An 18,803-nucleotide genomic window follows, 5' to 3' on the forward strand; every position below is an offset into this window, starting at 1 on the left:
TGCTTTGATCAATAGATAATTGAGGGTTTAGAAAACCATTCTTTGTAGTTTCTTCCCTTCCCCTTTTCTCCATTGTTCCCGCGGGATTTAGTAAGTTTTGTAGTATAAGTGCCTTGGATTCTTTAAAGATCATCTTAGTCCTGTTCCATCTTCCCTATGGTATTTCTCTTTCCATCTTTGTCTGAAGGGTTTTTTCGAGAAGGCAGGAAAGTTTTTTTCTCTAGTCCACTTTGAAAAAGCATATGGAAGTCCCTCTAATTCATTGCCTTTTTGGTAGAAATACTGAAGAAAAACCATCACTCTTCCTGTAAGATTATAGTAAAATGGCTTACTGAAAACGAAACTCCAGACCCGAAAAGCAATTTTCTCCATGAATCCTGCCGGATCCGGCTTTTTCCTGCCCTGCTCCACTACTTTCTGCCTCAGAGAGAGAAGAACATGGGGAAAATCGATTTTTACCGGGCACACGTCCCTGCAGGCTCCGCAAAGGGATGACGCAAACGGGAGGTCTGCCGTTTTTTCCAAGTCGTTTAACTGGGGAGTTATTACCGCGCCTATCGGCCCCGAGTAAACCCATCCGTAACTGTGCCCTCCTACCTGCCTGTAAACCGGACATATGTTGATGCAGGCTCCGCATCTTATGCAGTAGAGCGATTCCTTTGTCTCCTCTGATCTTGCTATGTCGCTTCTTCCGTTATCAAGAAAAACAAGGTGAAACTGCCGGGGGCCATCACTCTCCCCTTCCCTTCTGGGGCCCGTTATAAGAGAAACATAAGTGGAGGATTTCTGCCCCGTTGCGCTCCTTGCCAGGAGGCTCAAAAAGATGGAGAGCTGCTCGAACTTGGGAACGATTTTTTCTATTCCCATGATAGCCACGTGTATGTCTGGAAACGTGGTTGCAAGCCTGGCATTGCCCTCGTTCTCCACTATTGCTATGGTTCCACTCTCCGCCACGGCGAAGTTCACCCCGGAAACGCCCATATCTGCCGAGAGAAACTTTTCTCTCAGTTTTTTTCTCGCTATTTCCGTAAGCTTTTCCGGCTCTTCATACTCGGGCACTCCGAATTTCTCGGAGAAAAGCTTCGATATGTCTTCTTTGGTTTTGTGGATTGCGGGGGCGATTATGTGGAAGGGATGATCATCGCAAAGCTGAACTATGTATTCCCCGAGGTCTGTTTCCACGGTGTTTATCCCGTTTGATATGAGGTGCCTGTTAAGTTCTATCTCCTCTGTGGCCATCGATTTGCTTTTCACGACGTTTCTGACGTTGTTTTCTCTGGCTATATTGACCACTATTGAGGAAGCTTCTTCGGCATCTTTTGCCCAGTGTACGTTGCCACCCATCCTGATAACGCTTCTTTCAAGTTCCAGGAGATAGCTGTCCAGATTGTTGATCACATCTTCTTTTATCCTTCTGGCTTCGGACCTGAGTTCTTCCCACTCAGAGACTTCGTTTACCGCTTTCCGTCTGAAGACTCTTGACCTGTCGGTGAAATTCACAAGAGCTTTTTTCAGCTTTGGGCTTTTTAGAGCCTCTACGGAATTTTTCTTGAAATCTATGCGTTCGGTAATCATTTAGTGTCCTCAAAAGCAATGAGCTCGGCCAGATGAAGCACTTTTACAGGCATTTTTTTTCTGGATACAAGTCCTTTTATGTTCATGAGGCATCCCATGTCGGTTGAAACGACAGCATCTGCCCCTGAATCCAGGATCGAGTCTGTTTTTTCCTGAAGCATGGATTTTGATACTTCCGGATACTTAATTGAAAAAGTTCCTCCAAAGCCACAACAGGCATCGGCCATCTCCATTTCAACGAGTTCGACTCCGTTAAGGGACCTGATAAGTTCGCGAGGTTGAGAACTTATCCCTAGTTCTCTGAGCGCGTGGCAGGAATCATGAAACGTAACCCTGCCCTTGTATGCCGAGTTAAGATTGAGAGCTTCTTTATGCTGGAAAACAAATTCTGAGAACTCATAAATGTTGGATGAAATCTTCTCTACTTGGGGCAGTTTTTCTGGGTCATTACGGAAAAGTTCCGCGTAATAGTGTTTTACCATGGATACGCATGAACCCGAGGGACACACGATTGCCTCGTCCCCATCGCCAAAAACATCAAGAAAGTGACAGGCGACCTTCTCGGCTTCTTTTGCGTGACCGGAGTTAAACGCGGGCTGCCCACAACATGTCTGCTCTTGCGGAAATTCGATTTCCAGTCCCATGCCGGAGAGAACCCTCAGCATTGCTTCTCCTACTTGGGGAAAAAAATTGTCTACAAGGCAGCTTATGAAAAGACGGATTCTCTGTTTTCTCTCAGGAGGGGTCATACTTCATATAAGATAACTTTAACCCACGGGATTTCTACAAACTGTTCCCAGTCTTCCAGCAAATAAGCTTTTGTTCCGTATAGTCTCAATTCAAATTCTCCATTCTTTATAGATCCATCCGTTAATGAACCGGAAGAGTTAACAAGGGTTTTTGACATCAAAACCAAGTTGGTGGACAATCACAGGCATGAGCACGATTTTCACACAAATAATAAATCGAGAAATTCCGGCCGATATAGTATATGAAGATGAGTTCTGTCTGGCTTTCAGGGATATAAATCCCCAGGCTCCTGTTCATGTCCTCCTCATCCCGAAAAAGGAAATAATTTCGATGGCGACTGTTAAGACTGAAGATCAGACCGTTCTGGGACACCTTATGGTTAAGGCTTCGGAAATAGCCTCAATGCTCGGCCTTAGTGAGAGCGGGTACAGGCTTGTCGTAAACACGAACGAGGATGCAGGACAAAGCGTTTTTCACCTGCACATGCATATTCTCGGTGGAAGGACCCTTACCTGGCCCCCGGGGTAATTTCATATACTCTGAGGTGTTAGCGGACTAAAGCCCAAGCGCTGATGCATCCCTCTCGCTGAGGAATCTTCCATTTGACCTTTTCTTTACGGTCCTACCCCTTTTCCAGGACCGCTCGCATCTAGGTTCCTGGGAAAGATCCGTGAGTTCCACATGGATTTCTTCTCCCGCAAAGACCTCAAATCTGCTTACCCCGCAGAGATCTTCAAGCTCCGGTTCGAACTTCTTTACATTGTCAAAAAGATCTTTGTTAACCGTCACTGAAAGAGCAACGTCAAGGGGGTTGTTTATGCCGTCCTCCCCCCGCGCATCCTCGAGGGCTTTTAGGCATAGTTTCCTTATATCCATAACATCGTTCCAGATTTTATCGGCCTCAACTTTCTTAATGCGTTGGAATGTTTCAAGGTGCACGTTGGCATCGTCCTCTCTTTTCAGGGATTTATAGGCTTCAAAGGAAGTATGGACTAGGACAGGGGCGAGAAACTTTATGATTCCATCGGCTACCTTGTACATGACCGTCTGGGCGCGTCTTCTTTTCCTGCTGTCCTTTTTTTCGCAGTAAAGCCTGTCTTTTATGCACTCGAGGTAAACGGCGCTCATCTCATCGCAGCAAAAAGAGAAAATAAGGTCGCTTGCCTGCTTGTAACTAAAGCCCGAGTAGGCATCCAAGGTTTCGTTTGCGAACTTGGTGAACTCGCAGTATGCCCAGTGGTCAATCGAGTTCCTGTCATCCTCTTCGAATTCAATGCTGTCCTGCGCCGGGTCGAAGTCATTTAAGTTCCCCAGCAGAAACCGTAAGGTATTCCTTATTTTTCTGTACTCGTCCGCGGCGATGTCGAAAAACTCCCAGTCGACTTTTATATCGTTTGAGTAGCTAAGCGAGCTTACCCACCATCTGCATATGTCCGCCCCGTATTTACGCAGGATATCTTCGACCTCGATCGCATTGCCGCCGGATTTGCTCATTTTCCTGCCCCGGGCGTCCACCATGAATCCATGGGTGAAAAGCGCACGGAAGGGAGGTTCTCCGGTTGCTCCCAGGGCCACAAGAAGGGAGGACTGGAACCACCCCCTGTGCTGATCCGAACCCTCAAGGTACATATCCGCCGGGTACCCGAGATCTCTTGCGTTGAGGACCGAGTTCCAGGAAGAGCCCGACTCAAGCCACACGTCAAATACGTCACCGCCTTTTAAAAGGTCTTTCAAATCCTCTTTTGACTTAAGCCAGTCCGGGGCTTCGGGGTCGTCCTGCGGATCATAGTTATCAAGAAGCTGGTGCGGCTCAGAGAAAAACCAGACGTCAGAACCCTTCTCTCTTATTTTTTCGGCAACGGCCACAACGATTTTCGCCGTCATAACCGCCCTTCCCTCTCCGTCCGTAAAGTATGGAAGCGGAAGTCCCCATGATCTCTGTCTCGATATGCACCAGTCAGGCCTTGACTCAAGCATGCCGCCGAGGCGGCTTCTTCCCCAATCCGGATAGAAATCGATTTTTTTCCCGACCGCGTCAATTGCTATTTCTCTCAGGGTTTTTCCGGTCTCGCCAAACGGTTTGTCCATATGTATGAACCACTGATCTGTCGCTCTGAATATGGTAGGCGTCTTGCTTCGCCAGTCATGCGGATAACTGTGTGTATAGGGTTCTGAGTGAAAAAGGTTTCCAGCATCCGCAAGTCTATGCGTTATCAATTCATTGCTTTCCCAGACCCCCTTCCCTCTCAGCCATTCCGGCGCCGTATCGTCAAAAGTGCCGTCCTCTTTAACCGGACAGTAGATATCAAGCCCCTCCTGAAGACCGGTTCTGTAGTCTTCATCGCCGTGACCGGGGGCCGTATGGACACATCCTGTGCCGGTTGAAAAAGTCACGTAATCGGCCGTTACTACGACTGATTTTCTTTCAATAAACGGGTGGTTGCACGATACGCCCCGTTCCGACAATTCCTCTCCCAGGCAGGAACCGGCTTTTTCGTAATCTTTTCTTCCAGATTTTTCGAAAACTTCTTCGCAAAGTGCCTCGCCGATAATCAGATTCTCACCTTCAGGGGACCTGTAAAGACCGTATTTCCCCTTCGGGGCTACGGCGACGGCGAGGTTTGCCGGAAGGGTCCATGGCGTTGTGGTCCATATCATAAGGCATACCCTTTCGGCTTGTTCCGCGTTAAGGGACGGGGGCAGCGCCGCCGGGTCGTCAACTTCAAAGAGCACGTAGACGCTCCTGTCCTCTCTTTCGTGGTATTCGAGTTCCGCCTCGGCGAGGGCAGTGCGGTTATCGATTGACCAGTGGACAGGTTTTAAGTCCCTGTAAACAAGCCCTTTTTCAAGCAGTTTCGAGAAGGCCCTTAACACTCCGGCTTCATAATCGGGGGTCATTGTCAGATAGGGTTTTTTGTAGTTGGCCAGAGTCCCGAGGCGGATCATCTGCTTTGACTGCATTTTTACGTATTTTGACGCGTATTTGCTGCAGTTGCGTCTGATTGAGAGCGCCGGCATGGAAGTTGCGTCTTCCCCCAGTTCTTTTAAGACCTTGTGCTCTATCGGGAGACCGTGGCAATCCCAGCCGGGAACGAAGTCCACGTCAAACCCTTCCATTATCTTTGAGCGCACGACAAGGTCCTTTAGAACCTTGTTAAGCAGATGTCCCAAGTGAATGGGGCCATTTGCGTAAGGGGGCCCGTCATGGAAAAGGAACTTTTCACGGTCGCGGCTTTTTTTGCGGATTTCTCCGAAGAGGTCTTCCTTTTCCCAGGATTTCTGAATGAGAGGTTCTTTTTGCTGGAGGTTGGCCTTCATCGGGAAATCCGTTCTGGGAAGGTTAAGGGTGTCTTTGTAGTTTATTTTCTGCTGCATCTTATTGTTAGAAGTATTTGCGGGGAGGCTGGGAAACCCGAGGTTTCCGGTCAGTTCGCCGATAATGGATTATCAGACATTATCGAAAAAAGATTCAAATTCTTCAAGCAGGGCATTTGAAAACTCCACCCATTCTTCCCATTCGTCCATGTAGTCTCTTGATTCGTCGACTTTTTTCTTGACGATTATTCCGTTGTTGAATTTTTCCACAAGAAAATACCCGACTTTCTGGAGTTTTTTTTCAAGTATTGAAGAGTACCTGTGAAGGATTAGTATTCTTTCTTCTTGGGCCTCCCTGTATTCTGCGATGAAATAGCCGTTACTCTGGGGTGAAGGCATATCCATTATTGTTGCATGCTTGAACATTGTTGGATTTATGTTCTCAGCCTTCATTGATATGTAGAGCTCCATTCTTACCTCCGCCAAAAAAGAATTTTACAATATTTTTCAAATAATTTCTTGAAGTAAGATTCAAGGCCGTTCAGTGCCCCATCTTTTGTCTCCGATACCGGAACACATCGTAGCCCGCCGCCAGCACGATGGGGGTGAACTCAAGCGGGCGCACCCATATCGGCTGCTGGTACGGCCCCATGGTGTAGTCGTTAAGGTTAAGCCCGGTTATATAACTCGCAAGTACCGCAAGCGATGCCGTCCACGCCCAGGCGGTTGGGAAAACAGCGGCAAAGGGAAGAAGCCACAGCAGGTACCATGGATTGATAACCGTCGATACCGCTAGAAGCGCTCCGTAGATCAAGTCACCCCGGGGTATCCGCTCGCCGCTTTTACGGTAGCGAATGCCGTAAGATATCCACAAAGCGGCAAACCCAAGGCCGAGCACGAGTTTGCTCTCAAATGTCCCCAGAACAGCTGAGAGGAGGCCGAAGAGCGCGGAATTGAACTCCCACTCCCGGGCGAAAACCGCAAACGATTGCATGTCGGTTCCGCCGCTTAAGACAAACGGTGCGTAGAGACCCAGGAACACGGCTGCCGACAGCATCCAATATCTCGGTGCGGCACGAAGGAGCACCAGAGGGACAAGAAGCAGCGCGAATACCTTGGTCGCGGCGGCCATTCCAAGGCAGATGGAAGCGGTTTTCCATCGGGATTTTCTTGAGAGAACAATCGCTGCCAGAAGAAAACATACCCCTACTCCGTCTGGGTGAGCGGTAAAAGCTATCTCCTTTACGACAAGTGGACACCATGCGTAGAGCATGACATTTCCGGCGGATGTCAGGCGGAAAAGCAGAGCTATGGTCACAAGATCAAATATTATGAGAATTGCCTGGAGCGCCGTTACGCTTCCCGGAGAGAGATAATAGCCTAGAAGGAAGACAAACTGGGTCACTGGGGCGTAGATGGTTGCCAGCCCGGGGTTGTTTATCTGATCAAGAATCCCCTGAAACAGCTTTGGAACTGCGGGGTCGGCAAAAAAAGCTTCGGGGGCAATACCGTAAGGAGTGCCGACCGTCGCGAAGCGGTAGCCGTCCCAGAGATACCTGTAGAAGTCATCCTCAAAAAAAGGTCCACCCAGAAGGCCGCAGAACCTGAATACCGCCGCCCAGAGAAAAATGCGGCCGACCGGGAATCGTTCACCCCGGCGGGAAATATAAAAATAGAGAAAAAACACCGGAAGCCCCGCACATGCCGCTGTAAGAAAGAACAAGGACAAAGCGGGTTCTCCAGGCTGGCGGGCAAAAAAGGCCAGAGCGCAATAGGCGGCGGCGCACCATAATCCGGTTATGTCCGTCAGGCGGCGAGCAGCGGTTGAAGACCCGGCGTTCCCATTAAAAGCAGGCATCTCGGTTCAGAAATAACGCCAGTTACTTGGAGTCATTGCGTTGTCGGCAATTCTCAGAATTATTGCGTGCCCGATGAAGCTTTCTTTTCAATCTGCGGGATAAACCGTTTCCGCCGGGGGGAGAGACAGAACAAGCCATCGAGAGATATGGGTGACTTTTAATTCTCAAGGGTGCTGTTAGCATTAGAAATAATAATACACAATCCGCTTTTTTATTGTTTGCCCAAATTGCCTAATAGAGAGGACGAAAAGGTGATAACCCAAAAAACCGCGAAACACGGAACTGCCGGAGGGTTTTTTGTTTTTATTCTCGTTGTTTCGGCCGTTTTATTTTTTTTTACGTCTCCTGCTTCGGCTAAAACCAAGTCGGTTTCGTTCTGGGACGTAGCGAATGAGTCAAACCCGAAAAAGATTGACCACAGCGCCTGGCAGCAACTGCTTGACGGGTATCTGCGGATTCACAGCGCGGGAATAAACAAATTTGACTATGCCGCGCTCAAGAAAAGCGCCCGGGACAGGGCGAAACTTGAAAGCTATCTTGACTACCTGCAGAAGATCGACCCTAGGGATTATTCGAGGGCCGAGCAGAAAGCATACTGGATTAACTTCTACAACGCCCTTACGGTGAAAGTTGTTGCGGATGCCTTTCCCGTTAAGTCCATACTCGAAATATGCGAAGACCGGGCTTCCGGTTCGAAATGCTCGGGTCCGTGGAAGGAAGTGCGCGCGAAAGTAGCCGGGCGAAGTCTCACTCTTGACAACATAGAAAACGACATTCTCCGTCACATCTGGAAGGATAACCTTATCCACTACGGGGTCAGCTGCGCGAGCTATGGATGTCCGAATCTTCTTCAGACGGCTTTTACCGGGGAAAACACCCAGAAGCTGCTAGGCGGCGCGGCGAGAGAGTACGTGAATCATCCGCGCGGGGTGAGCTTCATGGGAAACGATCTGATTGTTATCTCGAGCATCTACGACTGGTATTCGGAGGATTTCGGTAAAAGCGAGCAGGACATCATCCGGCATCTTGCAAGCTACGCCGATGAAAAGCTGGCAAAAAGACTTCGAAATTTCAAAGGAACGATGGATTACGAGTACGACTGGAACCTTAACTGCCCATGATTAAAAGCTTTTCCCTGGGCGCAATACAGATTTCCGTTAGCGGAGAAAATCGCCCTGAACATTATCCGCATAGGTTGGTTACGCTGCGGAGCGGCGGTTCCGGCCCGTTTCTCGGGGCGAAAAAACTCCGGTCATACCGGATGAGACCCGCCTCTAGGATCCCGTCTGGCATGCCGGAGCTGATTTAAACTGAGAAGAAGAACAAGTCCGCTTACGTCTGCTCTCTCCGGATCAGGCGCCTCAGAAGGAGTAACCGAGAGAAACGGCGAAAATGTTGAATTCCCCCGTGTTGCGACCGGCAATAACCCTTGCGTATGAACCGCTTATGCTAGTTCTGTCGCCCGTAAGAAAAGTGAGCGTCGACCCGATGGCGTGAAAGTCTTCTTCTACCAGCCAGAACCTCTTTCGATTTGGAACATCTTCTATGCCGAACCCGGGACCTCCGAGATCAATCGCATCCCTTGCGTTTTCCATCGTGTAGTTAACGCTCACTCCGAGCATGTCCGCAAGGATAAGGGTTCCGGTGACGTCGGCGAAAATAACATCTGGAATGTCTTGATTGAGGAAACGGTAACCAAGTTCGCCGGACATGGCGAAGTTATCAGAGAGAAACCTGCCGACGATTCCAGAAAATTCAACACCATCTCCCCCGTCGCCGATCGAGTTTATGTAGCCCGTGTCGTAGTTTCCGCCCACTATCCCCCCAATGCGGACGGCGATACTCGGCGCCGATTGGGTTACCGCCTCGTCGACCAGACGAACGGTTACGCCAGCTTTCACATCCGTTATGCCGTTTTCATCGTCAGATTTCTTCGGTCCAGTTCCGACTTTTGAAGCCCGGGACGCTCCCACAGCCAGATCAAGAGCCAAGGAGTCCATAAGCCCGTACTTGACCTGAACCGTAGCGGTTCCCTGGGTAAGGTTGTTACCATCCCCAAGAGCTCCTCCATTGGGAGCTTTACTGCTGCCGCTCCAGTATTCTTCAGCACTCTGGTAAATGAGGGAAAGAGAAACGGAACCTCCTCCCGGAGCCGGAAGCCAGGCGGAATTGCCCGCGTTGGCAAGCGGCAGATAGCCGAAAACCGCAATAATTCCAGAAATTGCAATCAAACTTAATTTTCTCATAATCATCTCTCCTTTTTTTCTGTATGGAATCAGAGTTTGTAGCGGCGGTTTAGATACTCGCTTACAAGCTTCTTCTCTTCACTGCTGAGGTCCTGCATTTCTCCAAGGCTCTCTTTGAGGCCCATGGCGCTTTCCTTGTTCAGGTCGCCCTTCTGCATTGAACAGGTGTCGCAGACAAGCTTGCTGAACGTTATCGCCTTTCCCTTGGCGTAATCGCTTCTGGGGCTCGCTCCACTCCCCGCGGAGGCGGAACCGGACGCGAAAGCCGGAACGTTAATGAGCAGCACTGCCGCCGCAACAAGAAATAAAACGGTAAAGTATTTCATTAGGTCTTCCTCCTTTTAAAAAATTAAAAGGTAATTGTAACGATTGGTTCTAGTAAATACAATTATCCAGCTACTGCGAAACCTGACAAAAAAGCGCACTATGCTTCCGAACAGATGGCGTGCTGTTAACGGAAACATTTAAAAAATGTCTATTTCTGTTATTTTCTTCCCGAGGATGTATTGTGTTTCAGTAAAGTAAACCGAAGAAAAGCGGAACTTCCGCAAGAGGAGAGGAAAATGAAGTTCTTCATAGATTCAGCGAACATGGAAGAAATCAAGAGCGCCGCGGCTTTCGGAATAGTGGACGGCGTAACAACAAACCCTTCACTTGTCTCCAAAGAAGGAAGCCAGGAAAGCTTCGAGGACCTAGTCAAGGAGATATGCGATGTGGTAAAGGGCCCGGTAAGCGCGGAGGTGTTAAGCACCGAGTATTCCGAGATGATCTCGGAAGGCAGGAGACTGGCGGGTATAGATGAGAATATAGTCGTCAAGCTTCCTATGACCGAAGACGGTGTAAAAGCCACAAAAACCCTCTCAGACGAGGGGGTAAATGTTAACGTTACCCTTGTTTTTTCTCCTTCTCAGGCGCTTTTGGCTGCAAAAGCTGGAGCTGCCTACGTAAGCCCTTTTGTCGGAAGGCTTGACGACGTGTCGTCTAGCGGGATGGACCTTGTGCTTGATATCTGCGAGATCTACGCGCACTACGCCTATGAAACCGAGATACTAGTTGCAAGTATAAGGCATCCGATGCACATAGTGGAAGCGGCAAAGATGGGAGCCGATGTTGCAACTTTCCCCTACAGGGTATTTACCCAGCTGTTCAAACATCCTCTCACTGACATAGGACTTGAGAGGTTTCTTAAGGACTGGGGGAAGAAGTAGATGCAATGCATGAGGCGCAAACTAAGGACTCTCTATTGCCTCCGGATCCTTTTATAGGGGATTCAACCAAGCCTTTAATTTTAAATCCTAACTCACTAAGATAGAATAATATTTTGTCGTTAACTTCTTTGAGTTTACCCTCATCTCTTACTATTCCCTTCGCTCCAACGTCTTTTCTGCCTACCTCGAACTGGGGTTTTATTAGAGCAATCAGCGTTGCGTTATCGGCAAGCACGGAAACGGCAGGTTCTACTATCATCGTGAGAGAAATAAAAGAAACGTCGATCGTGACTATATCGATTTTTTCTCCGACGTCTTCTGCCCGCAGGTACCTGCAGTTTATCTTTTCCCTTACTATGACCCGCTTGTCATTTCTAAGCTTCCAGTCAATCTGCCCGTGACCCACGTCAAAGGCATAGACTCTGGATGCCCCAAAATGCAGAAGACAGTCCGTAAAACCGCCGGTTGATGCTCCTATGTCAAGGGCGACTTTCCCCCTTATGTCTATATCGAACTCCGTTATTGCCTTCTCAAGCTTAAGCCCTCCCCTGCTTACGAATCTTCTAGGGTCATGCTCCACTACAACCTCGGAATCTTTTTTTACCGCCGTTCCGGGTTTCTCTACTTTTTTTCCGTCCACCGCAACCCGCCCCGACATTATAAGCGCCCGGGCCTGGTTTCCGCTTTGGGCAAGTTTTTTTTCGACAAGGAGGCTGTCAAGTCTCGTTTTATTCTTCTCTTTCACTTAACCAGATGGCTATTTCTCTTAGAGGGTTTGGAGTTTTCTGAAAACTTTCAAGCTCTCCTATGGCTTGGTTTGTGAGCTCGGAGACCTTGGCGTTTGATGCTTGTACTCCCATAACAGATACGTAGGTGTATTTCTTCGCTCCGGTTTTGTCTTCTGACTCCTGTGTTGTGCCGTGACTTCCCGTAACATCCAGAATGTCGTCTTTTATCTGAAAGGCGATACCTATTTTCTCCGAATAGGATTTGAGCTTCAGGACCTCTTCCTCGCCCGCTCCAGCGAGAATTGCTCCGCTAAGAACGGATGCTGTGATCATTTTTGCCGTTTTCATTAGGTAAGTATTCGAAATTTCATTAACTGATAAATGCTGTCCCCCGTCCATCTCAAGGTCAAATGCCTGCCCGAGAACCATTCCCTTCGACCCCGCGGCCTCGGAAATAATGGAAATCACTCGCAATATAAGCTCTGACGATATACTTTCCTTGAGGGACTTTTCCGTTATCAGACTGAAGGCATCGGTTAAAAGAGCGTCTCCTGCCAGGGTGGCCACGGCTTCTCCGAAGACCCTATGGTTTGACGGTTCCCCTCTTCTGGTATCGTCATCATCCATTGAGGGAAGATCGTCATGAATGATGGAATAGGTGTGGATCATCTCAATCGCGCACGCCGCAGGCAAAACATTTTTATGGCTTCCGCATATAAGCTCCGCGGTGGCAAGACACAGTATCGGTCTTAGCCTTTTTCCGCCTGGATGTACGCTGTAGGCAATTGATTGATGGAGCTTTGTTTCGGCCTTATCGGGAGGCAGGTATTCGCGTAGGCTGCGGTCAATGATCTCTTTTCGTGTGTGGAGGTACTCTTTTGTGTCAAAACTCATTTACTGTTCTTCATTGCTAAAATCTTCAAGATCAAAAGTACCGTCGTTTTTTTCCACTATAAGACTTATTTTCTTTTTTACGCTCTCAAGAATTAAATAACATTCCTTTATAAGGCTTGCCCCACGTTCGAATTTTTCAATGGATTCATCAAGAGGCAGTTTCCCCGTTTCAAGCGTATCGACAATTTCCTTTATTTCATCAAGAAGGTTTTCAAAGGATTTCATCTCGGAACTCATCTTCTCTTCACCTCTACACCTCAATTAACTCTTTTTCGAATTCCCCAAGAACATGAGGGCTTGTTGAAACCGGGTCCACATCGAGAATGGACACCATATCTCCCACCTCAAGACTAAAGCCTTCATGGTAAACAGAAACTTCTTCGGTTCTCGTTCTCTCCACGACAAGTGGAATCATGTGCTCCGGAAGCGATTTTTCAAAATCCATTTTATCGATTGTTTCTTTTTTGATCTGGGATTTGAAGACAACGTATTCCTTAGCAGTAATTTTCGAATATATATCCATCACGTCAATTTTTTTTCCGAAAGCAAGGGGAACCCTGAATCTTTCCATGTCCTCAATATCGGAAGGACTCGCCATCCTGTTTATAAGTGCACAAACGTTACTGACCTTGAAATCTATTCTCACAAGACGACAGGCAAGAACGTTCACATGATCGCTTGTTGTAAGGGATATAAGGGTATCCGGGGAAGAAATTTCCGTCTTCTCAAGTCCGTCAACGGTCAGGCCGTTTCCCTCAATCGCATTTAGTCCTTGTGATTTGGAAAGCTCGACAAGCCTCCTGTTTGTATCTATTAGGCAGACTTCTTTTCCTGTTTTTTCAAGCAATCTCGCCAGAAGTCTTGCGAGATTGTTGGCTCCTAGTATCACCACTTTATTCCTATTGTCGTTAACCCCTAGTACCCTTGAGACAAAGCCTCCTGCACCTCCTTGAAGGAAGACCGAAATAGCTATGGTAAGAAATACAAGTCCTTGGACCGTATTGCCACCCTCAATTTCATGTCTGTGCAACTCCAGGGCTATAATCGAAGCTATTGACGCGGCGATGATTCCTCTCGGGGAAACGAACGAAAGAAACATTTTTTCCCTGATCGAAAGATTGGAACGCATGCAGAGAAGAAATATCTCTATCGGTCGTACGATGAAAAGCAGCCCGAGCACAATCAAGGGGCCATAGATACCCAAATCCTTTATATAATCGAGTTCAAGGCTTGCCGCGAGAAAAATGAAGAGCAGAGAAATGACAAGAATCGTAAGCTTGCCCTTGAACTTCTTCATTTCCTCTTCCTCTGGAATATTGAGGTTTCCGACTATAGCTCCTGAGACGATAGCCGCCACGAGCCCGGCATCCAGAGTTACCATTTCTGCAAATCCGTAGACGGCAAGTGCTGAGGCAAGCATAAAAAGATCTACGAAGTCCTCCATGTAGATATAGAATCTCTTAACTGCAAAGGTCGCTGCGTAACCTCCAAGAAGACCGAAAATCCCACCTACTAGAAACTTGTAAACGACAAGGAGCACTGCTTGGCCGATCTCCCCGACATGACTTATGAATCCGAAGGTTAAGCCAGACGCAGTCTGGGTGCTTCCGATAAGGACTACCTCAACTACAAAAAGAGCTATCAAGGCCCCGATAGGGTCGATCAGAACTCCTTCGTACTCGAGTATGTGTTTTAGGTTTGGCTTAACTTTGAATCTTCTCAATAGGGGATGGACAACGGTTGGGCCGGTTACTATGACCAAAGCGCCGTAAACGAAGGCCATTTCCCAGGAAAGATCTCCTACAAAGTACGCGAAGACCGCCCCGCCTACCATCGTAATCATCGCGCCCACGGTTATAAGCAGCAGTATTATGTTCCCGTGGCTACGAGCCTCCTCTTTATTCAGGTTGAGTCCTGCTTCGAAAAGAACGATGGCTACGCAGAGCTTTATTATTATTTCAAGTCCTTCTCCAAACTCCGAGGGATGGACCAGAGATAAGAATTCCGGACCTACCAAAATCCCGAAAATGAGGAAAAATACAATATTTGGAAATCCTGTCCTGATGGAGAGCATCTGGCCGACTACTCCCAGCACCAAGGCAAGGGACACCATAACAAGCAAAGAGATACCCACCCTTTTTACGGAAGTTAGGGTTCGAAAAAGAACCCTTAATGGCAAATTATAACCCGAGCAGGGTTAAAAAAGAAACAAGAATCCCCCATTTAGCATCGTGAATTGTCAGAGTAATACTGAAGGATAATTGCAGTTCTCAAAAGAAGGCTATAGTAGCAGATTGGTAGCGGGGGCGGGATTTGAACCCGCGACCTTCGGGTTATGAGCCCGACGAGCTACCAAGCTGCTCCACCCCGCGACAGAAGCAATGAACCGAAAAATGTAATCAAGACACCGGTTATGTCAAGCAGAGCACCTTCGGGTGTCTCCTTAAAGCCCTGCCCGTTTCATAAGGTCCTTGGCCATAAGAGATCCTTCTGCGGAAGCTTTTTCCGAATCGCACTTCCAGGTGTTCCTGGAGACTGTCTTTTCCTCCATATCTATAAAAACAGAATGTGCCGATATTTTTCCAAGATGCACTAGCGCACAGCATCCAAGCGGAATTTGGCAGTCTCCACCAAAAGTTTCCAGGAAGGAGCGTTCAAACACTGCTACGGTTTCTGTGTCCGGGTGCGTGATTGAGGATATGAGGTTTCTGGTTTCGGTATCATCTTCTCTGCATTCTATGGCGATTATTCCCTGACATGGGGCCGGAACCATGTCATCCTGCGCAAGGTGTTGGGTAATGCGTTCGGAAAGCCCGAGCCGGTTGAGTCCCGCTGCGGCCAGAACGATTCCGTCAAGGTCTTCTGAGAAAATTTTCTTTAGCCTAGTATCAACATTTCCCCTTATAGGGACAACTTCCAGATTAGGAAACCTGAAAAGCAGCTGAGCTCTTCTTCTTATGCTTCCGGTCCCCACCCTGCCTTTCCCTCCGAGCTGTTCAAGGGTACGTCCGTCTGCTGAGACGAAAACATCTCTCGAGTCTTCTCTTTTAAGCACAGAACCTATGATGAGCCCGTCTGGAAGAACTGAAGGCATGTCCTTCATGCTGTGAACGGCGATATCTATTTCGTCTGAGAGAAGGCTCTGCTCTATTTCTTTTACGAAGATCCCCTTGCCACCCATCCGGGAGATGTCCTCTTCGGAGTTTATATCTCCCGAGGTCTTTATTTTCGTTATTTCCATTTCAAGTGAAGGGAAAACAGCGCGAAGTTCTGTTTCGACAAGGCGGGCCTGGCACAGGGCGAGCCTGCTACCCCTGGTCCCAATTCTCAGCTTCGTCATAAATATCTGTTGTGTCCTGCGAGGCGTCCACCGGGTCGAGCTCAAAAAGTCTTCTCGTTACCTCGGAGTAAAGAGCCGCTTCGTAACCGGATGTTCTCCTCTTCAGGTTGGTGACCGGGTCGTGAAATATCTTTCCGATTATTGAATTTGCCAGGCTTTCTATGATTTCTTTCTGTGCTCCGGTACCGCCCTCGAGTTTTCGAAGCGCCTTCTCGACCTCGGTCTTTTTTATTTTCTCGAATTTTTGCTTGATATCGATTATGATGGGAAAAACCTTAAGGCTTTCCATCCAGTCCATAAAAGCTCTTTCTACGTCCGCAACTATTTCTTCAGCTTTCTTTAGATTTTCTTTTCTGGAATTTAAGTTTTCGCCCCGAACAACTCTCAGGTCGTCTATGTCGTAGAGGTAAACCCCGGGAATTCTGTTTATCTTCGGATCTATATCGCGCGGGACGGCTATATCGATCATAAAGATCGGATCGTTTTTCCTGAGCTTGAGAGACTGTTTTATGTGTTCACTTCTTATTATGTAATCAGAAGACCCGGTCGCGGTAACAAGAATATCGATGTCTTTCAGACGGTAAAGCATCTCTTCGAACCTTACAGGTTTGCTCTTAAAGGATTGTGAAAATTTTTCCGCGTTATGGAAATTCTTACTCGTTACATAGAGTTCCCTTATGTTGTTTGAGATAAGGTGTTTTGCGAAGAGTTCTCCCATTTCACCGGTTCCCACCAGCATGGCGGTGCGGTTTGCAAGGTTCTCGAATATTCTTTTTGCAAGTTCCACTCCGAGGTAACTTATCGAGACCGCCTGAGAAGATATCCCCGTTTCGGCCCTAACTTTTTTCCCGGTGAAAAGAGCTCTGTTAAAAAGCCTGTTAAGTATGAGTCCGACCGTATTCTCGGAACGCGCTACGCTGTATGAATTTTTGAGTTGGTTCAGGATCTGAGTTTCTCCGATTACCATGGAGTCAATGCTGGCCGCCACCCTGAAAAAATGTCTAACCGCATCAGATCCCAAGCGGGTATTCATATAGGGATAAAGGCTCTTGTCCCCAAGCTTATGAAAATCCAGAAGAAAGGACCTTATCTCCTCCTCGCATTTTCCACGGTTCTCGGTCACCGCATATATCTCAACTCGGTTACAGGTGGACACTATGAAGCATTCAAGCACATTTTCTCTCAAACGAAGGATTCGGAGTGCTTCCCTAATATCCTCATCCGAAAAAGAGAACTTCTCCCGCACTTCCACGGGGGTTGTCTTGTAGCTTATTCCGACTGAAACTATCTCTACCATCTGCTTTTTCCGAAACCGATCTCGCGTAGTTATAAATTACCCGTGGATGGAACTATATCAATTTCGTCTATATTCGCTTCGAGGGGCTGGTTTATGACCGACAGGACTGTTTTCGCTGTAATTTCAGGAGACATCATCTTTGCCCTGTCCCATTCTCCGGGAAGAGAATCCCAGATGTCCGTCTTGGTCGGACCTGGCAGGACGGCGGAGACCTTTATTCCTCTGTCTCTTACCTCTTCTCTAAGCGAGTTGGTAAAACCTAGGACAGCGAACTTCGAAGCGCAGTAGGCTGCCCACCCGGGAAAGCCTTTTTTTGAAGCGTTCGAACCGATATTTACGATATGGCCTCCTCTTGGCATAAACGGAAGTGAATGTTTTACCATGAGAAAGGCCCCTTTTGCGTTTACAGACATCATCTCATCCCACTGTTCGGCGCTGGTTTTTTCTACTGGACCAGTGTGGACTACGCCCGCATTATTGATCAGTACGTCAATTCTCCCCTTTTTTTCAGCAACGCTTGAGATAAATTCCCTGACTTCCTCTTCGACCGATATATCAACGGAGGAAATCATGAAATTCCCGGCAAAAGACGATATTTCAGTCTCAAGAGAAGCCATGGTCTGGATATTCCTTGAGCAAAGTACCGTAAAAAACCCCGCCTCGAGTAATTCAATTGCGGTTGCTTTTCCTATGCCTCTTGCCGCGCCGGTTACAATCACAACTTTCTCAGCCATCTTGTTTTTCCTCGAAATACTCAAAATAACTTTTCGGGTTCTCCCAGACCCTTATACTATCAAGCCTGCCCGGGACGATTTCTGTGAATTTCTGCCACAGGTATTTCCCTATATTTTCAACAGTCGATATGTTCTCCTGAAAAAAATCAATATCCCTGTCTATCCACTTGTAGTTAAGTTCTTCGATTACGGGTGCCGCCTGTTTTTCAAAGTCTATACGGTTTATGAGCATGCCCGTTTCATCGTCTATTTCTCCCCCTATTGCCACTTCCACCGTATAGTCGTGTCCGTGTCCCGCGGGATTTGCACATTTGTCAAATATGGCGAAGTTCTCTTCGTCAGACAATCCTTCCATAAAAAGCCTGTGGCTTGCGGAAAATCTGAATATTCTCGTAAGAAGTACCTGCTCTTTTCTTTCTAGCATTTGCGGTAGTCGACGAAAAGATCGTCCGTTTCATACACCCTTACCTTGTAAAGACGACAGTCATCCCTCTCGATGATTTTTTCCTCAATCACTTCCCACAGGACCCTTGCTATGTTCTCCGTCGTCGGTATAAGATCCTGAAAACGGGGGTTGTCCTCGTTTAGGTTCTTGTGGTCGAAATCAGCCAGAACCGATGAAATAATCTGCTTCAGATCAAAGAGATTGATTATCATGCCCGTCTCCGGGTTTATTTCTCCTTCCACTGTGACTTCGAGCACGAAATTATGCCCGTGTCCGCCCGGCAGGCTCGATTTACCGTAGATTTCGCGGTTTTTCTCCTCACTCCAGTCTTTATTCCAGTACCTGTGAGAAGCGGAAAACTCGACTTTCTTCGTTATGAGCTTTTTAAAAGACATCGATTTTGATCAATCTG

Annotated in this window: 19 protein-coding genes, 1 tRNA gene and 1 pseudogene (1 of these 21 only partly in view); 3 read left to right on the forward strand and 18 right to left on the reverse strand. The window is 47.7% G+C overall.

What is annotated here, in order from left to right:
* The 3 genes and pseudogenes from F4Z13_05710 to F4Z13_05720 all read right to left on the reverse strand — a co-directional run.
* Positions 1 to 12 (reverse strand): annotated as a pseudogene (locus F4Z13_05710) (lactate utilization protein C) (it extends 459 nt beyond the left edge of the window).
* A gap of 117 nt (positions 13 to 129) precedes the next feature.
* On the reverse strand, positions 130 to 1,575 hold the full coding sequence (locus tag F4Z13_05715; protein MXZ48729.1) for an iron-sulfur cluster-binding protein: 1,446 nt from the start codon (positions 1,573 to 1,575) through the stop codon (positions 130 to 132).
* Positions 1,572 to 2,324 carry a (Fe-S)-binding protein gene (locus tag F4Z13_05720; protein ID MXZ48730.1) on the reverse strand — a complete coding sequence of 251 codons (753 nt, stop codon included), beginning with the start codon at positions 2,322 to 2,324 and terminating at the stop codon, positions 1,572 to 1,574. Before F4Z13_05720 ends, F4Z13_05715 begins: the two co-directional genes overlap by 4 nt.
* Positions 2,325 to 2,511: 187 nt before the next feature.
* On the opposite strand from F4Z13_05720, the gene F4Z13_05725 reads away from it, so the two are divergent.
* Entirely contained in the window at positions 2,512 to 2,853 is a 342-nt protein-coding gene (locus tag F4Z13_05725; protein ID MXZ48731.1) for a histidine triad nucleotide-binding protein, read from the forward strand.
* A gap of 27 nt (positions 2,854 to 2,880) precedes the next feature.
* Here F4Z13_05725 and ileS read toward each other — a convergent pair whose 3' ends face one another.
* From ileS to F4Z13_05740, 3 genes are all read right to left on the reverse strand, one after another.
* The gene (ileS, locus tag F4Z13_05730) at positions 2,881 to 5,700 is read right to left on the reverse strand and encodes an isoleucine--tRNA ligase (protein ID MXZ48732.1); all 2,820 of its coding nucleotides are present in this window, start codon (positions 5,698 to 5,700) and stop codon (positions 2,881 to 2,883) included.
* Between the two features lie 72 nt (positions 5,701 to 5,772).
* Positions 5,773 to 6,111, reverse strand: coding sequence for a hypothetical protein (locus tag F4Z13_05735; protein MXZ48733.1), 339 nt, complete (start codon positions 6,109 to 6,111; stop codon positions 5,773 to 5,775).
* Positions 6,112 to 6,181: 70 nt separating this feature from the next.
* Positions 6,182 to 7,363, reverse strand: coding sequence for a hypothetical protein (locus F4Z13_05740; protein ID MXZ48734.1), 1,182 nt, complete (start codon positions 7,361 to 7,363; stop codon positions 6,182 to 6,184).
* A gap of 441 nt (positions 7,364 to 7,804) precedes the next feature.
* Between F4Z13_05740 and F4Z13_05745 the strand changes: the two genes are divergently transcribed.
* Entirely contained in the window at positions 7,805 to 8,620 is an 816-nt protein-coding gene (locus F4Z13_05745; protein ID MXZ48735.1) for a DUF547 domain-containing protein, read from the forward strand.
* 240 nt (positions 8,621 to 8,860) lie between these two features.
* Here the strand turns inward: F4Z13_05745 and F4Z13_05750 are convergent, their stop codons facing one another.
* A complete protein-coding gene (locus F4Z13_05750; GenBank protein ID MXZ48736.1) occupies positions 8,861 to 9,745 on the reverse strand; it encodes a hypothetical protein in 885 nt (294 codons plus the stop codon).
* Between the two features lie 29 nt (positions 9,746 to 9,774).
* Positions 9,775 to 10,071 (reverse strand): hypothetical protein, encoded by a 297-nt coding sequence (locus F4Z13_05755; protein MXZ48737.1) that lies wholly within the window; start codon positions 10,069 to 10,071, stop codon positions 9,775 to 9,777.
* A gap of 237 nt (positions 10,072 to 10,308) precedes the next feature.
* On the opposite strand from F4Z13_05755, the gene fsa reads away from it, so the two are divergent.
* Positions 10,309 to 10,953 (forward strand): fructose-6-phosphate aldolase, encoded by a 645-nt coding sequence (fsa, locus tag F4Z13_05760; protein MXZ48738.1) that lies wholly within the window; start codon positions 10,309 to 10,311, stop codon positions 10,951 to 10,953.
* On the opposite strand, the gene F4Z13_05765 is transcribed toward fsa, so the two are convergent.
* The 10 genes from F4Z13_05765 to F4Z13_05810 form a co-directional block, all read right to left on the reverse strand.
* A complete protein-coding gene (locus F4Z13_05765) occupies positions 10,931 to 11,698 on the reverse strand; it encodes a TlyA family RNA methyltransferase (protein ID MXZ48739.1) in 768 nt (255 codons plus the stop codon). The two genes, fsa and F4Z13_05765, sit on opposite strands and share 23 nt — an antisense overlap.
* Positions 11,682 to 12,575: a polyprenyl synthetase family protein gene (locus F4Z13_05770; GenBank protein MXZ48740.1), complete on the reverse strand. Its 894-nt coding sequence runs from the start codon at positions 12,573 to 12,575 to the stop codon at positions 11,682 to 11,684. The genes F4Z13_05765 and F4Z13_05770 overlap by 17 nt, the downstream gene beginning before the upstream one ends.
* The gene (gene xseB / locus F4Z13_05775; protein ID MXZ48741.1) at positions 12,576 to 12,812 is read right to left on the reverse strand and encodes an exodeoxyribonuclease VII small subunit; all 237 of its coding nucleotides are present in this window, start codon (positions 12,810 to 12,812) and stop codon (positions 12,576 to 12,578) included.
* Positions 12,813 to 12,825: 13 nt separating this feature from the next.
* On the reverse strand, positions 12,826 to 14,697 hold the full coding sequence (locus F4Z13_05780; GenBank protein ID MXZ48742.1) for a hypothetical protein: 1,872 nt from the start codon (positions 14,695 to 14,697) through the stop codon (positions 12,826 to 12,828).
* A 173-nt stretch (positions 14,698 to 14,870) separates the two neighbouring features.
* Positions 14,871 to 14,947 (reverse strand) — tRNA-Met (locus F4Z13_05785).
* Positions 14,948 to 15,018: 71 nt separating this feature from the next.
* Positions 15,019 to 15,915 (reverse strand): hydroxymethylbilane synthase, encoded by an 897-nt coding sequence (hemC, locus tag F4Z13_05790; GenBank protein ID MXZ48743.1) that lies wholly within the window; start codon positions 15,913 to 15,915, stop codon positions 15,019 to 15,021.
* On the reverse strand, positions 15,884 to 17,212 hold the full coding sequence (locus F4Z13_05795) for a glutamyl-tRNA reductase (GenBank protein ID MXZ48744.1): 1,329 nt from the start codon (positions 17,210 to 17,212) through the stop codon (positions 15,884 to 15,886). Before F4Z13_05795 ends, hemC begins: the two co-directional genes overlap by 32 nt.
* A gap of 29 nt (positions 17,213 to 17,241) precedes the next feature.
* Positions 17,242 to 17,946, reverse strand: coding sequence for an SDR family NAD(P)-dependent oxidoreductase (locus tag F4Z13_05800; protein ID MXZ48745.1), 705 nt, complete (start codon positions 17,944 to 17,946; stop codon positions 17,242 to 17,244).
* Positions 17,939 to 18,370: a 6-carboxytetrahydropterin synthase gene (locus F4Z13_05805; protein ID MXZ48746.1), complete on the reverse strand. Its 432-nt coding sequence runs from the start codon at positions 18,368 to 18,370 to the stop codon at positions 17,939 to 17,941. Before F4Z13_05805 ends, F4Z13_05800 begins: the two co-directional genes overlap by 8 nt.
* Positions 18,364 to 18,786 carry a 6-carboxytetrahydropterin synthase gene (locus tag F4Z13_05810; GenBank protein MXZ48747.1) on the reverse strand — a complete coding sequence of 141 codons (423 nt, stop codon included), beginning with the start codon at positions 18,784 to 18,786 and terminating at the stop codon, positions 18,364 to 18,366. The genes F4Z13_05805 and F4Z13_05810 overlap by 7 nt, the downstream gene beginning before the upstream one ends.
* Between the last annotated feature and the right edge of the window lie 17 nt (positions 18,787 to 18,803).

The organism is Candidatus Dadabacteria bacterium, assembly GCA_009837205.1.
Lineage (GTDB): Bacteria > Desulfobacterota_D > UBA1144 > Nemesobacterales > Nemesobacteraceae > Nemesobacter.